The organism is Anaerococcus sp. HMSC065G05, assembly GCF_001812365.1.
GTDB lineage: Bacteria > Bacillota > Clostridia > Tissierellales > Peptoniphilaceae > Anaerococcus > Anaerococcus vaginalis.
In genome coordinates, this window is record NZ_KV808727.1 from 35,863 (window position 1) to 51,814 (window position 15,952).

Genomic DNA, 15,952 nt, shown 5'->3' on the forward strand with positions numbered 1-15,952 from the left:
TATTATATCAAAAATTTTAAATTTTGTAAGATTTTTTAATAAAAATAATAAAAATCCTACACAAGTCGCTTAACTTTGATAATTAATTGATTTTTATTGTTATATATATGCATAAATTGTTATTTAAAAAAATATAATAAAAAAACTCTAATAAAGATTTAATCTCTATTAGAGTTTTAATTTATAAATCAAATAAAGACATTTGATTTTCTTCTTGCAATCCATCAATTATATCCAAATTTTTTAAAGAATTTAAAGCATTTTTGTTTAGTGAAGTTCTTTTTTTCAAATCTTCAATCGAAATAAATTTGGCTTTTTCTCTTTCAATAACTATATCTTTTGCCATAGCTTCTGAAACATCATCGACTGCTGAAAGTGGTGGCAAAATTTCTCCGTCATCATCCAAAATAAATTTAACAGCTTCTGACTTATATAAGTCTGCTTTTTTAATTTTTATATCTCTTGCTGCCATCTCTTCCGCAACTTCCAACAATGATCTTAGATTTTTTTCTCTTTGTGTTGGTTTTTCTAATTGATTAATTTCATTTAAAGCATATTGGATTGATTTTAATCCTTTTACAATTACTGAATATTGAAAATCATTTAATTTTGTAGAAAAATATGTTGCATAAAATGCCTTAGGATAATAAACTTTGTAATAAGCAATCCTATAACTCATCAAACAATAAGCAACTGCGTGAGCTTTTGGGAATAGATATTTTATTTTTAAACAAGAATCAATGTACCAATCAGGAACCTTATTTTCTTTCATATAAGCCAAAGTTTCTTCTGAAAGAGTTTTTCCCTTTCTTACTTTTTCCATTATTTGGAAAGATTTTTTCTTATCAAGTCCAAGATTAATCAAAGAATTCATTATGTCATCACGAGTTGAAATTATTTGATCAAAGCCTGCTGTTTTTGATTTAACTAAATCTTGAGCATTATTTAACCACACATCAGTTCCGTGAGAAAGTCCAGAAATTCTTGTCATTTCAGAAAATTTTGTTGGAAAAGTATCTTTTAACATTCCTCTTACAAAAGAAGTTCCAAATTCAGGAATTCCTAAAGTTCCAATTTCGTTATTTGAAAAATCATATTTTATATTTAATGGTTTTGTTGAAGAGAAAATATTCATTACATTTTCATCATCCATTTGAAGCTTCAAAGGATCTGTATTTGTTAAATCTTGAAGACTTCTAATAATTGTAGGGACATCATGGCCCAATAAATCCAGTTTTAAAATTACTCCGTGCATCATATTATAAGTAAAATGCGTTGTTTTTATATCATCTTTTCCATCATCTGCTGGATATTGAACAGGAGAAAAATCGTAAATATTTTTATCATTTGGCACAATCATAAGACCACCTGGGTGTTGACCTGTTGTTCTTTTTACATCAAAAAGTCCTCTTTGATATTTTCTAATTTGTGCATTAGAAAGATTTAGGTCATTATCTTCCATATATTTTTTGATATAACCAAAAGCAGTATTATCTTTTATTGTTCCAATAGTTCCTGCCCTAAAAACTTTTCCTTCACCGAATAATTCTTCAGTATATTTGTGAATTGTTGGTTGATATTCTCCAGCAAAATTCAAATCAATATCTGGCTCCTTATCTCCTTCAAATCCCAAGAAAACTTCAAAAGGAATATCGTGGCCGTCTTTGTTCATCTCTGCCCCACATTTTGGACAAGTTTTATCAGGCAAATCTATTCCAGCTCCAACGCTACCATCTGTTATAAATTCTGAATGCTTGCATGATGGACAAACATAATGAGGGGCAAGCGGATTTACTTCTGTAATATTTGCCATGGTTGCTGCAAATGATGAACCAACAGAACCTCTTGATCCAACCAAATATCCATCCTCATTTGATTTTTCTACAAGCTCTTTTGCAATTATATATAAAACTGCATATCCATTTGAAATTATAGAATCAAGCTCCTTATCAAGTCTTGTTTTTACAAGATCAGGAAGAGGATCTCCATAAATTGAGATTGCTTTTTCATAAGTTGTATCTTTTAATTTTTTATCAGAACCCTCAATTTTGGGTGGAAAAGTTTCGTGAGGAATTGGCATAATACTTTCCAAACTATCAGCAATTTTAATTGTATTATCAATTACTACTTCCATTTTCGTTTGATCATCTAAATAATAAAATTCATCAAGTATTTCATTGGTTGTTTTTAAATAATAAAGAGGATTATTTTCCTTGTAATGGAAAAATTGTCCCTTGTGAAGAATATTTCTAAGAACATAATCTTTCTTTTCCATATATCTTACAGAGCCAGTTGCTACAACCAATTTATTATATTTTTTTCCAAGCTCAATTATTTTTTTATTTATTTCTATAATTTGATTTTTATCTCTTATAGATCCATTTTCCAAATCATCAGCAAAAACTCCCATCGCCTCTATTTGGAAAAAATCAAAAAATTCGCAAATTTTTTCTATTTTTTCTTCAGAAAAATCATCTCTTATAGCCTTAAACAAAAGACCGTCTTTGCCACCAGAGCCTATTATCAAACCTTCTTTATTTTCTTTTACCAAATCAAAAGGCGTTTTTGCTTCTAAATTAAAATATTTCATCCTAGATTCTGAAATTATTTTATAAAGATTTTTAAGTCCATGATAATTTTTGGCAAAAATAATTGATGAGAAATTTTCGTGACGAGCTATAGGCCATTTTGTTTTTATTGAATTAATTTTTTCAAGGCTAAGGTCTTTATTTTTATCCTTAATTTTTTCAAATAATTTAATAAAAATTTTGGCAGTTGTCATTGCATCATCGCTTGCTCTGTGATGGTTAAAAGGTCCAACTCCTAATTTTTTTGCAAGTTTATCAAGAGAAAATCTTCCCATATTTGGAAAAACCGCTCTTGCCATTGGTAAAGTATCCAAATAAACTGGCTCAAATTTATAAGATAATTTTTGACAAGCTTCTGTTATAAAACCAATATCAAAATCTGTATTTTGTCCTACAAAATATGAATCTTTTGAAAATTCTAAAAATTTAGGCAAAACTTCATCAATTTTCGGCTTATCCATTACCATTTCGTTTGTAATTCCTGTAAGTTCAACAACCTTTTGAGGAATCATTTTTTCTGGATTTACAAGCTCATTAAAAACTTCAATTATTTCTCCATTTTCAATTTTTACCGCACCAATTTCTGTGATTTTATCTATATATTTTGAAAGTCCAGTCGTCTCCAAGTCAAATACAATAAATCTTTGATTTTTCAAATCGCTTATATCATTAATTTTTTTATTGTAGTTGTTAGTTAAAATCCTTAAATTTTTATCAACCAACAAAAGCTCTGCTCCTGCCAGCATTTTTATATCATTTTTTCCAAGTTTGTCATACATATCTGGAAGAGCCTGTAGGGTTTCTGTATCTGTAATTCCACAAGCGCTATGGCCCCAAGCTTTTAATTTTTTTGCTAGCTCATCCATATCAACAAATCCATCAAGGTTTGTCATTTTCGTATGAATTTCAAGCTCAACTCTTTTTTTAGGATAAGTATCAAGTCTTTCTTTTTTTTCACATTCCACCATAGAATTTACAGTAAAAACATCTTCATGTGAAAAGCTATCATAGTTTAGAACGCCTTGAACTTGAACTATCATATTTTCTTTTAAATTTTCAAGTTTTGATTTATTTCTTGGTTGAACAAACATCTTGCAAGCTATAGCATCAGATTCATCTTCAAGGTCAAAAGAATAAATAAAGTTTCCTCTTTTTGATTCAAAAACATCAATGCCAAATATTTCTCCCTTTATAGAAAGATTCATGCCTTTTTTGTCATAAATTTCTTCAATTTTAAATAAATCTCCATTTATATTTCTTCCGTATTTTAAAATTTCTGCTTGGTTTATTTCTTTTTTTTCAGAATTTTTCTTATTATTTCTAGCATTTTCAATCATATTTTCAAGCTCGATTTTTTTCAAATCTCTAAGGCTTGATGTTTTTTCTTCTTCTTGATTTTTTGAAGGTTCTTTCTTTTCTTCTTCAATTTTTGGCAAATCAAATATATCTTGATTGTTTAATGAAGCCTCTTTACTTTCTTGATTTTTTTCTTCATTATTTTCGCCCAAATTTTCTGAATTTTCATAACCTGTTTCATAATAATCTGGAAGAGGTTGGCTTTCATAAAAATCATCTATGGAATTTGTTTCTTTTTTATTTTCCTTTTCAAATTTCAATGACAAATTAACATAAGAAAAATATGATTCAAGTTTTTTTTCTATATTTTCATCATATTCTCCTAGAATATTTAATTTCAATTTATTTAATTTTTTTGAATAAATCGCCTTGTTTATATAATAATCTTTGTCAATTTCAATAATAGATTTTAGATTAATTTTCATTTTTTTCATCTTTCAAAATTTCTTCAATCAAACTGTCAACTATTTCTTCTTGTTTTACTTTTTTTATTGTAATTCCCTTTTTAAATAAAAATCCATAGCCCTTTGCACAAGCTATTCCATAATCTGCTTCTTTCGCCTCTCCTGGACCATTTACAGGACAACCCATTATGGCAACTTTTAAATTTAAATTCAATTTATCAAGTCTTTCACTTGCCTCGTTTACAATTTCATCTAAATTTACACTTGTTCTTGAACAAGTTGGACAAGAAACCAAATCAATTCCATCTCGTCTAAGTCCCAAAGATTTTAAAATTGTTTTTCCAGCCTTTACTTCTTGAAGTGGATCTCCAGTTATTGAAACCCTAATTGTATCTCCAATTCCATCTTTTAAAAGTGATCCCATGCCAATTGATGATTTAACCAAAGCTTGATAAAGAGGACCAGCTTCTGTAACTCCCAAATGAAGTGGGTAATCACAAAGAGAAGAAATTTTTCTGTTTACATCAATCATTGTATTTACATCTGATGATTTTATAGAAATAACTATGTCGTGAAAGTCTAAATCTTCTAAAACTTTTACTTCATCAAGGGCAGAATAAACAAGGCTATCAACATTTACTCCCTTATATTTTTCAATCATCTCCTTATGCACAGAACCAGAATTTACACCGATTCTTATTGGAATATTTTTTTCCTTACATTTTTCAACCAAAATTTTAACCTTGTCACTTCCACCAATGTTTCCAGGATTTATTCTTAGACAATCACAGCCGTTTTCGACAGCTGCAAGAGCTAGTTTATAATCAAATTGTATGTCTGCCACAAAAGGAAGATTGGTTATCTTTTTAATTTCAGAAATTGCCCTTGCATCTTCAAGAGAATTTATAGCAGATCTTGAAATATCACAACCTGCCTTTTCAAAATCATTAATTTGTTTTACGACTTCTTTAATATTTTTTGTCTCTTTTGTTGTCATTGATTGGATAGAAATAGGAGATCCTCCTCCTATGGCAACATCTCCTACATAAACTTTTCTAGTTTTTTTCAATTTTTACTCCTTTAAAATAAGCTAATTAAATCCTTAATCGTAACCAAAAGAATTAGTCCTAACAAGAGAACAAATCCTCCAATTGTAAATTTTTCTTCAATTTTTTTATTTACTGTCTTTTTTGTAATCATTTCAAATAAGGAAGTAAATATTTTTGAACCATCAAGAGCTGGTATTGGAAGCAAATTAAAAAATCCCAAATTTACACTTATATATCCCAAAAAGAATAATAAATTCATAATTCCAAGATTTGCTTGTCTTCCCATTTCTTTTACAACACCAACAGGCCCTGACAAAGCAGAAAATCCTAATTTTCCTGTAAATAAACTTTTAAGAACATTTATCATCAAAACAATCATTGAGCCAACTTCTTTAAAACCAATTTTAATTGATTCAAAAAATCCTACGTCTTTATTTTTTGGAATAAAACCAAGAAGAGGTCTTTTGTTTTCAAATTTTACTTTGACATTTTTTTCTATATATTTATTATCTCTTTTTATTTTTAATGATATTTTGTCATTTTTCCCATGTTTTTGATAATAATTTTCTAAATTTTTTGAAATATCATTAAAATTATTTATTTTATTTCCGTCAATTTCTACAATTTCGTCATTGACTTTAAAACCTTGAGCTTTTATTGGCGAATTTTTTGTAAAATTTCCAATGCTTGTTGATGCAGTTCCTGTATTAAAAGATACAAAAGCAAATATTAATCCTGCAAAAATCAAATTTGTCAATGGTCCTGCAAGAATTGTAAAAAATCTTTTGTAGGCTGGTGCCTTGTCAAATGATCTTTCATCATCACTTTCGCTATCTTCTCCTTCCATAGCGCAATATCCACCAATTGGAAAAAGATTTACAGAATAAAGAGTTTCTCCTTTTTGTTTTGAAAAAATTTTAGGGCCCATTCCAATAGCAAATTCATTCACCCTAATTCCACTTTTTTTTGCTATAATAAAATGTCCAAATTCATGAATTAAAATCAAAAATAAGAACATTATAATCGATATAATAACTGATTTCATTTTTCTCCTAACTTATATTAATGTAAATAAATAAAGGCAAGGGCTGATAAATAAGATTGAATCAAACCTATCCAAAATTCCTCCATGACCTGGAATTAAATTTCCATAATCTTTTATTTTACATTTTCTTTTTATAAACGATGCTACTAAATCTCCAGTTTCCGACAAAAATGCAGCAATTATTGTAAAAATAATTACTAATAATATATTTTTGTCAAGATTTACATAATTTACATAAATCAAATTTAAAATCACAGCTCCACAAATTCCTCCGATAAAACCTTCTATGGTTTTGTGAGGAGAAATAGATTCTAATGATTTGATTTTGTGTTTGCCAATAGTTGAGCCTGTAAGATAAGCAAAAGTATCTGAGCCCCAAGCAATAATATATAACATATAAAGATATATTTTATTATTAATTCTTATCGCACTTGACATAAAAATAGAAACATAAGTTACTACAAATAAAAGTGCAAAAAAGTCTTCCATCCTATATTTTTTATTAAAAATCATATATACAAAAATTGCTATGAGTATGGATGTAAAGCCAAACATAAATAAATTTTGATGATTGCTAAAGGCATTTATAACAAAAAATAAATTTATTACCATAGCAAATTTTAAAGGAACATTGTATGACAAATTTTTCAGTGCATTTACCAATTCTTTTACAGCAATACAAGAAAAAATCCCAAAACCAATTGCAAAATAAATTCCACCAAGATAAGTTATTGCAATTAATATAAAAAGAATTATTCCTCCACCAAAAAGCCTTTTAGCTAGGTTCATTTATACCACCATACCTTCTATCTCTTCCAAAAAACGCATCAACAGCATCATCCAAATCTTTTTTTGAAAAATCCGGCCACAAAATATCTGTAAAATAATATTCAGTGTAGGCCATTTGATAAATTAAAAAATTAGAAATCCTAAGATCTCCTCCCGTCCTAATTAAAAGATCAGGATCTGGCATATTTGCCGTATACAAATAATTTGAAATATCATCCTCATTTATATTTTCAAAATCTATTCCATCTTTTGCCATATCTTTGAAGGCTTTTACAATTTCCATTCTGCCCCCATAATTTATAGCCATATTTAAAACGAGCTTGTCATTATTTTTTGTAAGCTCACAAACATCAAGGCAAGCTTTTATAGTTTTTTCTGGAAGTTTTGATATATCTCCAATAATATTTAATTTTACTTCATTTTCCATGAGTAATTTTGTCTTATCTTTTATAAATTTTGCCAATAATTTCATTAAATAATTGACTTCTACTTGTGGTCTTTTCCAATTTTCTGTAGAAAAAGCATAAAGAGTTAGATATTTTATGCCTTTTTCTTTAGCATAGAGCGCAATATCCACAACATTTTCAGAACCTTCCTTGTGGCCCATAGATCTTGGCAAATTTCTTTTTTTAGCCCACCTACCATTTCCATCAAGAATAATGGCAAGATGATTAAGTTCTTTCTCTTTCATACACCCTTCTTTCTAATTTTATCTCTATATGATTATACCATAAGAATTATTCTTAAATATAAAAAGCTAAAATGATTTTTTCTTTGTAAATAAATTAGGATTTTGTATATATTTTTTCATAATGCTATAATTTAATTATGAAAATTAAAGCAAATAAAGAAATTAGAATTGATAAATATCTTTCTGATCTTTTTGAAGAAATTCCAAGAGAAAAGGTAAAAGATTTTATCAAAGACGAAAAAATAAAAATAAATAACAAAAAAATAAAACCTTCTTACAAATTAATTTTAGAAGATGAAATAGAAATTTCTGACAAATTATTTGAAAAAGAAAAAATCGAAGCTGAATATATGAATTTAAAAATCATTTATGAAAATGAAGACTATGCAATTATTGATAAGGATGAAAATGTAATTGTCCATCCAGCTGGATCAATTGTAAGTGGAACTTTGGTTAATGGGCTTTTGGATTATTTTGGCTACGATAATTTATCTCATATCGGAGGCGATGACAGACCAGGAATTGTTCACAGACTTGATAAGGATACAACTGGACTTATGGTAATTGCAAAAAATAATTCATCTTACAAATATTTGAAAAATCTTTTTGAAACAAGAAAAATTGACAAGGAATATTTGGCAATTTGCAATGGAATTTTCCAAAAAAAATCTGGAACAATTCAAACTTTTATGAATCGTGATCCAAATAATCGCAGAAAAATGGCAGTAACAAATTCTGGTCGTGATGCTATTAGTAAATATGAAGTTATTTCAGAAAATAATGGATATTCCTTGGTAAAAATCAAAATTTTAACTGGAAGGACTCATCAAATCAGAGTTCACATGACCTATATTAATCATCCACTTTTGGGAGATCCTGTTTATGGAAATGTAAAACACAAATTTAATTTAGACCACCAACTACTTCATTGCCACAAATTAGGATTTACTGATAAAAATGGAATTTACAAAGAATTTTGTGCAGAAGTTCATGAAGATTTTAAAAAATATCAAAAAATTTTGGGTTTAGGAGAATAAAATGTATTCAAAAACAAATACAGTAAGTCTATTGGGACTTGATGGAAAGGCAATTGAAGTTGAATCTGATATAACTTCTGGCATGCCCGCTTTTAATATTGTCGGTCTTCCCGATTCATCTATAAAAGAATCCAAAGACAGAATTAGGGTTGCTCTTATAAATTCTGGTTTTAAATTTCCCCAAGGAAGAATTACCATAAATTTATCGCCTGCAGATATAAAAAAAGAAGGAACTCAACTAGACTTGCCGATTGCAATTTCTCTTTTAAAAAGTATGGGAGTGATTGAAAATTCAAAAGATGATTTTATTTTTATAGGGGAGCTTTCTCTTGATGGGAGAATTGTTCCTATAAAAGGCGCTCTTGCCATGGTAATTTCTATGAGAGAAAAAGGCTTTAAAAATTTTATAATTTCAAATGAAAATAAGGACGAATGTGCAATAATAAAAGATTGCAATATTTTTCCATTTTTAAATTTAGAAGAATTAGTTTCATACCTTAACGAAAATAACAAAAAATCTCCATACAAAATAAAATTATCAAATACAAATAAAAAAATTACATATCCTTTTGATTTTTCTGATATAAAAGGTCAAGATTCATTAAAAAGAGCCCTACAAATTGCAGCAGCTGGCGGACATAATTTATTGATGATTGGACCACCCGGAAGCGGAAAAACTTTTTCTGCCAAACATTTACCATCGATCTTACCTGATATGGATTTTGAAGAAAAAATTGAAGTTACAAAAATTTATTCAGTGATGGGACTTCTTGAAAGTGGAAAATTAATAAATAATAGACCATTTAGATCACCCCACCATTCAGCAAGTGAAGTTTCTTTGATTGGAGGAGGCGCAAATATTCCAAAAGCAGGAGAAATAACTCTCGCCCACAAAGGAGTTTTATTTTTGGATGAATTTCCAGAATTTTCCAAAAAAACCATAGAAGCTTTGAGAGAGCCTTTGGAAAATAAGGAAATAAATATTTCAAGATCAATGGCAAGTATCAAATATCCAGCAGATTTTATTTTGATTGCTGCTATGAATCCTTGTCCTTGTGGAAATTTTGGAAATCCTTTAAAAGAATGTACTTGCACTCAAAATGAAATAAGAAGATACTTATCAAAATTATCTTCGCCAATTCTTGATAGGATTGATATTCATATAGAAATAAAACCTGTAAAATACAAAGATTTGGATGATAATATAAAAACAAAATCTTCAAAACAAATGAAAGATGAAGTTCAAAAAGCAAGAGAAATTCAAATAAAAAGATATGAAAATGAAAAAATTTCAACAAACGGATCTTTGTCTACAAGACTTATGAAAAAATATATAAAACTTGATAAAAATGTAAAGGAAATCGGACAAAAAGCTTTTGAAAAATATAATTTTTCTGTAAGATCCTACAATAAAATTATAAAAATGAGTAGGACGATTGCAGATCTTGATGCTAGCGAAAAAATCGAGGCAAAACATCTCCTTGAAGCTGTAAGATATAGGTCTTTGGATGATAAATATTGGAGCGTGTGATGGATAATAATTTGATAAATTCAAATATAGATTTATATATAAATGAGCTTGTAGAAAAAGCTTTAAAATTAAATGCAAGTGATATACACATTGAGCCAATGGATGAAAAATTTTCAAGAATAAGATTTAGAATAGATGGAAAACTTAGAATTATAAGTGAGATGGACTATCCTTCTTATATTAAACTTTTAACTAGAATTAAATTATCTTCCAAATTAGATATTTCAGAAAAAAGAAGACCTCAAGACGGTTATTTAAAATTAGAAAAATTTCCAGAAATTGATTTTAGAATTTCAACTTTAAATACTATAGTCGGAGAAAAATTAGTTCTAAGAATTTTATCGATTGAAAATTTTAAAAAATCTCAAAATTTATTGGGTTTTTCTGATGATTCAAAAAAAATTTTGGAAAAAGCGATTAAAAATAAATCTGGAATGATAATTTTTTCTGGACCAACTGGTTCTGGAAAATCTACTTCCCTTTATTCTTTATTAAATAAATTAAATGATGAAAAAAGAAATATTATTAGCATTGAAAATCCAGTTGAAATAAATATTTTGGGAATAAATCAAATTTCAATCAATGAAAAAATCGGTTTGACTTTTCAAAACGCTCTCAGGTCAATTTTAAGGCAAGATCCAGATATTATTATGCTTGGAGAAATTAGGGATAAGGAAACTGCAAAAATGGCAGTAAGAGCTGCCATAACCGGTCATTTAGTTTTGACAACTCTTCACACAAATAATAGTTTTGCATCAATAAACAGACTTCGTGATTTGGGAATTGAAGATTATCTAATAAAACAATCTGTAAATACTCTTGCAAGCCAAAGACTTGTGAGAAAACTTTGCTCTTGTAAGAAAAAAAGAAAAATATCAAAAGAAGAATACAATTTTATAAAAAATTATTTTGATATAGACGAAGAAACTTATATTTATGAAGCGTCATCTTGTGAAAAATGTCACGATGGATACCTAGGAAGAGAAGCTGTTGAAGAAATTGTCGATTTTGATGATGACTATAAAAAATTATTTTTTGAAAATAAAAATTTTAATAAAAATGATTTGGATATTTTAAATAAAGAAAAAAATTTCAAGTCCATGACCTACAATGGAATAAAAAAAGTTCTAGAAGGAGTCACAAGCTTTGAAGAAATTTTAGATTCAATTTATTATTTTAATTAGAAATAAATTTAAAAATATTTTTTAAAAAAATCGGAGAATTTTCTCCGATTTTTTTTAAACTTTTAATCTTTTTTCTCCATTATAAACTTCATCTATAATGCAAGATCCCAAGCAAACTTCTCCATCATAAAAAACTGCAGCTTGACCTGGGGTTACAGCTTTTGTTTTGTCGTAGGTTATTTCTACTCTTCCATCATCTAAAATTTTCACATGAGAATTTATATCTTTTTGTCTGTATCTGAATTTACATGTGCAATCAAATTCTTTTTTTAGGCCCTTTTTTGAAATTGATGATAAATTTGATCCTATTAATCTATTTGAAAATAATTTTTCGTTATTTTTTCCTTGGCAAACTATTAGTTCATTTTTTTCTAAATCTTTTCCACAAACAAACCAAGCTTCACCTTCTCCACCAATTCCAAGCCCTCTTCTTTGACCAATTGTGTGATACATTAAACCATAGTGTTTTCCCATAATATTTCCATCAGTATCGACAATATTTCCTTCTTTTGCTGGAAGATAGTGGGATAAAAATTCGTTGAAATTTCTTTCTCCTATAAAACAAATTCCTGTTGAATCTTTTTTGTCAGCTGTTGCCAAATTATTTTCTTTAGCAATTTTTCTAACTTCTTTTTTATCCAAATCTCCTACTGGAAATAAAACATCTTTTATTTGATCTTGGGATAGTTGGGAAAGAAAATATGTTTGGTCCTTGTTTGAATCAAGACCTCTTAGCATTTTGGTTTCATCACTTGACCTATCAACTCTTGCATAATGACCTGTTGCAAGATAGTCTGCTCCCAAATCTTTTGCATAATCTAAAAAAGCCTTAAATTTTATTTCTTTGTTGCACATTATATCAGGATTTGGAGTTCTGCCTTTTTTATATTCATCAAGAAAATATGAAAATACCCTATCATAATATTCTTTTTCAAAATTTATGGAATAATATGGAATTCCAATTTGATTGCAAACTTTGACTGCATCTTCATAATCAACTTCTGCAGTACAAACTCCATTTTCATCTTCTTCATCCCAATTTTTCATAAAAATTCCACTCACATCGTAGCCTTCTTCTTTTAATAAAAGGGCAGCAACAGATGAATCGACTCCACCACTTACACCAACGATAACTTTTATATCTTTTTTATCTTTCTTTTCCATCTATCCCCCTTAATTTTTTTAAAACCTCAAATGTATAGTCAATATCTTCTTTTGTATTTGTAAAACCAAAAGAAAATCTTACAGAATGTCTTGCCCTATCTTCATCGTACATATTTTTTATAACATTACTTCCTTCCACACTTCCTGCCCTACAAGCAGAACCAACAGAAATGCAAATTCCATTCATATCCAAATATGTAAGAAGAAGCTCATTTTTTACCTTTGGAAAATATAAATTTAATATATGATCAGTAGAATTTTCCAAATTTCCATTTATTTCATATAAGAAATTAGATTCTTTCAACTTTTTTACAAAATAAGATTTTAATTCTTTGATTTTTTCTCTTTCACCAATAGCTTTTGGGAAAGATTTTGCCATTGAATATGCACCCATAGTAAAAGAAGTTCCTGCTCGTCTATCTTTTTCTTGCTCCCCACCTTTTATAAAAGGCTTGATTTTTTGATTGCAATAAAGAACACCAAAAGAATTTATCCCACCAATTTTGTGCCCTGAAAGAGAAATAGAATTGCAATGAAGTTTTTCTACATCAATATCAACATGAGAATAAGCTTGAACACAATCTACGTGAAAAAATACATTTTTGTCTTTTAAAAATTCTCCAATTTCATAAACCGGCTCAATTGCCCCTATTTCATTATTTACAAACATCAAAGAAACCAGTTTTACATCATCTGTAAGCTTTTCTTTCAAGTTATCAAGAGAAAAATATCCATCCTCATCAACATCAAGAAAAATTGTTTTTTCCTTATTAACAGTATTTAAAATAGAATCGTGTTCAATTTTTGAAGTAATGACAAAATCATCCTTGAAATTTGACAAAATTGTATTGTTGGCCTCGCTTGCAGAAGATGTAAAAATTATATGATTTGGATTTGCATTAATAGATTTTGCAATTTTCACCCTAGAATCTTCCAAAACTTTTTTTCCAGCCCTTCCCAAGGCGTGCAAAGAATCAGGATTTCCATCAAAATCTTCCATATTTTCAAAAATATCTTTTAAAATCTCTTTTCTTTTTATTGATGTAGCTGCATAATCAAAATATATCATTAAAATTTCCTTATAATTTATAAAAGACCTAAAAATTTAGGTCTTAGTCGTCAAATTCTTCTTTTAAAATTTCTTTTAAAACTTCAGCTTCTTCTTTTGTAAAAGTAATTCCCTTGCTCATTCTTGTATGATCTTCATTCCAATCTCTCAAATCATATTTAGGATCCCTGTCATTCCAAGAAACAAGATTCAATTCCTTTGTCCATCCTTTTGCATTTGTTGAAAGAACTCCCAAATTTTCTACTATATCATATTTTATTGCCATATAAACTCCTAACTATAATAATTTCTTGGCAAAGACCCAAGCAAAACATATTCAATCTCACTTGTAGCCATTTCCATTTTACGAATTCTGTTTTTTATTCTACCCTTTTGTTTTATAATCTCATCATCATCTAAATTTTTAATATCTTCTAAACTTTTAAGAAAATTTTGAATTTTCCTATCATCAGTTTTATAGGAAAAATCACTTTCTTTAATTCTATCGATTTTTTCAACAAAATCATAGAGGTTATGATCTCTCAATGAAACATAAGAATCAACAAAAATCCTATCAAGTTTTTCCTTATCATCATAAAATTGACTAAGATTTTCATATCCTGTCAAATAAAAATTTAATTCATACTCAGCCTTGATAAGACGAATTTTTAAATCCAACAAATTTTTTTGATTTTTAGTTAAATTATTTTCATCAATAAGATCCATATTATCCTCTCCTTTGAGTATAATATCATAGAATAATTTCTTCTACAAGGATTGTATTATAAAGTTTTTAAAAATCAATTTATAATTTTTATTATATCTTTTTATAAATTTTTTCAAAAGAAAAAACCTAGTTTAATCTAGGTTTGGTTTATCTAATAAATCAATGTGACAATATCCATTTGGATTTTTTTCTAAATAATCTTGATGATAATCTTCTGCTTTTACAAAATTTTCTAATTTTTCTACTTGAATTTGAATTTTTCTATCTTCATTTTTTTGTTTTTCTTCTAAAAATTTTTTTGAAAATTCCAAATCGTAATTATCTTTTGAAAAAATTCCACTCCTATATTGACGACCTACATCATTTCCTTGTTTATTTATTGAAAATGGGTCAATTATATAATAAAAATATTCCAAAATTCTTTCTAATGATTCTTCTTTTCCATCGTAGCTTATTTCTACAGTTTCAGCGTGGTCTGTTTGGTATAAATTTTCGTAAGTTGTTTTTTCACTATTTCCGTTTGCATATCCTACAAGGCTATTTTCTACTCCTTTTATATTTTTAAAATATGCTTCAACTCCCCAAAAACATCCTCCTGCTAAATATATTTTTTTCATTTTTTCTTTCTCCAATCATATCTTCTACTTGGTTTTCTAAATTTAAATCCTCTTAATGATTTTGACAAGGCTGATGCCAATAATATACCAAAAGAAATTGCTGACGCGGCTGCTAGGGTATCAAATAAATTTATTAAAGCCAAAGATTTTTCTCCGTCAACAAAATAGTATAAGGTGTTATATATTCCTTTTCCAGGTACTAAATTAATTATTCCAGGAACTATAAATAATATAGCTGGCATGTGACATTTTCTTGCAAAAATTTCTCCCATTATACCTGTAAAATACGCACCTGCTAAGGCTTTTAAAAAAACTCCATCTCCAATTAGATCTCCAACTACTTGATAGATTACAAATCCTATTGCACCAGCAAGTGATGATAATTTTATTGAACTTTTTGGACAAGAAAATAGCATAGCAAAACCAACAGCTGAAATATATGAAAATATAAATCCTAATAATAAATGCATATTTCCTCCTTATAAAATAGTTATGGGTACTGCAACGCCAATTGCAAGAGCTAATGAAATAAATAAAGACATTGTAAGTCCTACAAGACCACTTGTTGCATCTCCACTCATCAAATCTCTTATAGAATTTGTCAAAATGAATCCAGGTACATATGGCATCATCGATGAAATTATTACATTTGCCGTATTAAATCCACCAAAAAATTTTCCAATCATCAAGGTTAAAAATGATACCATTATTCCAGCGACAAA

15 protein-coding genes are annotated in these 15,952 nt (G+C 28.1%); 3 read left to right on the forward strand and 12 right to left on the reverse strand.

Annotated features, from left to right (window positions below):
• Positions 1-181 precede the first annotated feature (181 nt).
• Genes HMPREF2852_RS08635 through HMPREF2852_RS08655 form a run of 5 tightly spaced genes read right to left on the reverse strand, consistent with a single transcriptional unit; the run spans position 182 to position 7,922 of the window.
• Positions 182-4,378 (reverse strand): PolC-type DNA polymerase III, encoded by a 4,197-nt coding sequence (locus tag HMPREF2852_RS08635; RefSeq protein ID WP_070607717.1) that lies wholly within the window; start codon positions 4,376-4,378, stop codon positions 182-184.
• Entirely contained in the window at positions 4,359-5,417 is a 1,059-nt protein-coding gene (gene ispG, locus HMPREF2852_RS08640) for a flavodoxin-dependent (E)-4-hydroxy-3-methylbut-2-enyl-diphosphate synthase (protein ID WP_070607720.1), read from the reverse strand. Before ispG ends, HMPREF2852_RS08635 begins: the two co-directional genes overlap by 20 nt.
• A gap of 11 nt (positions 5,418-5,428) precedes the next feature.
• Positions 5,429-6,442: a M50 family metallopeptidase gene (locus tag HMPREF2852_RS08645; protein ID WP_070607723.1), complete on the reverse strand. Its 1,014-nt coding sequence runs from the start codon at positions 6,440-6,442 to the stop codon at positions 5,429-5,431.
• A 12-nt stretch (positions 6,443-6,454) separates the two neighbouring features.
• Entirely contained in the window at positions 6,455-7,231 is a 777-nt protein-coding gene (locus tag HMPREF2852_RS08650) for a phosphatidate cytidylyltransferase (RefSeq protein WP_070607726.1), read from the reverse strand.
• Entirely contained in the window at positions 7,218-7,922 is a 705-nt protein-coding gene (locus tag HMPREF2852_RS08655; protein ID WP_070607729.1) for an isoprenyl transferase, read from the reverse strand. The genes HMPREF2852_RS08650 and HMPREF2852_RS08655 overlap by 14 nt, the downstream gene beginning before the upstream one ends.
• Positions 7,923-8,059: 137 nt before the next feature.
• Between HMPREF2852_RS08655 and HMPREF2852_RS08660 the strand changes: the two genes are divergently transcribed.
• The 3 genes from HMPREF2852_RS08660 to HMPREF2852_RS08670 are packed head-to-tail and all read left to right on the forward strand — an operon-like array spanning position 8,060 to position 11,674.
• Positions 8,060-8,959 (forward strand): RluA family pseudouridine synthase, encoded by a 900-nt coding sequence (locus HMPREF2852_RS08660; RefSeq protein WP_070607732.1) that lies wholly within the window; start codon positions 8,060-8,062, stop codon positions 8,957-8,959.
• A 1-nt stretch (position 8,960) separates the two neighbouring features.
• Positions 8,961-10,490: a YifB family Mg chelatase-like AAA ATPase gene (locus HMPREF2852_RS08665; protein WP_070607734.1), complete on the forward strand. Its 1,530-nt coding sequence runs from the start codon at positions 8,961-8,963 to the stop codon at positions 10,488-10,490.
• Positions 10,490-11,674 carry a GspE/PulE family protein gene (locus HMPREF2852_RS08670; protein ID WP_070607737.1) on the forward strand — a complete coding sequence of 395 codons (1,185 nt, stop codon included), beginning with the start codon at positions 10,490-10,492 and terminating at the stop codon, positions 11,672-11,674. Before HMPREF2852_RS08665 ends, HMPREF2852_RS08670 begins: the two co-directional genes overlap by 1 nt.
• Before the next feature lie 54 nt (positions 11,675-11,728).
• On the opposite strand, the gene mnmA is transcribed toward HMPREF2852_RS08670, so the two are convergent.
• The 7 genes from mnmA to HMPREF2852_RS08705 form a co-directional block, all read right to left on the reverse strand.
• Positions 11,729-12,838, reverse strand: a complete 1,110-nt coding sequence (gene mnmA / locus HMPREF2852_RS08675; RefSeq protein ID WP_070607740.1) for a tRNA 2-thiouridine(34) synthase MnmA — start codon at positions 12,836-12,838, stop codon at positions 11,729-11,731.
• Complete coding sequence (locus HMPREF2852_RS08680) at positions 12,822-13,907, reverse strand: cysteine desulfurase family protein (protein WP_070607743.1); 1,086 nt, start codon at positions 13,905-13,907, stop codon at positions 12,822-12,824. Before HMPREF2852_RS08680 ends, mnmA begins: the two co-directional genes overlap by 17 nt.
• A 43-nt stretch (positions 13,908-13,950) precedes the next feature.
• Positions 13,951-14,172, reverse strand: coding sequence for a YdbC family protein (locus tag HMPREF2852_RS08685; protein ID WP_004838352.1), 222 nt, complete (start codon positions 14,170-14,172; stop codon positions 13,951-13,953).
• Positions 14,173-14,180: 8 nt separating this feature from the next.
• Complete coding sequence (locus tag HMPREF2852_RS08690; protein ID WP_019118052.1) at positions 14,181-14,612, reverse strand: hypothetical protein; 432 nt, start codon at positions 14,610-14,612, stop codon at positions 14,181-14,183.
• A gap of 132 nt (positions 14,613-14,744) precedes the next feature.
• Entirely contained in the window at positions 14,745-15,230 is a 486-nt protein-coding gene (msrA, locus tag HMPREF2852_RS08695) for a peptide-methionine (S)-S-oxide reductase MsrA (protein WP_070607747.1), read from the reverse strand.
• Positions 15,227-15,700 carry a threonine/serine exporter family protein gene (locus HMPREF2852_RS08700; RefSeq protein WP_004838346.1) on the reverse strand — a complete coding sequence of 158 codons (474 nt, stop codon included), beginning with the start codon at positions 15,698-15,700 and terminating at the stop codon, positions 15,227-15,229. The genes msrA and HMPREF2852_RS08700 overlap by 4 nt, the downstream gene beginning before the upstream one ends.
• A gap of 9 nt (positions 15,701-15,709) precedes the next feature.
• The coding region (locus HMPREF2852_RS08705) for a threonine/serine exporter family protein (RefSeq protein WP_148130569.1) at positions 15,710-15,952 on the reverse strand (243 nt) is incomplete at its 5' end.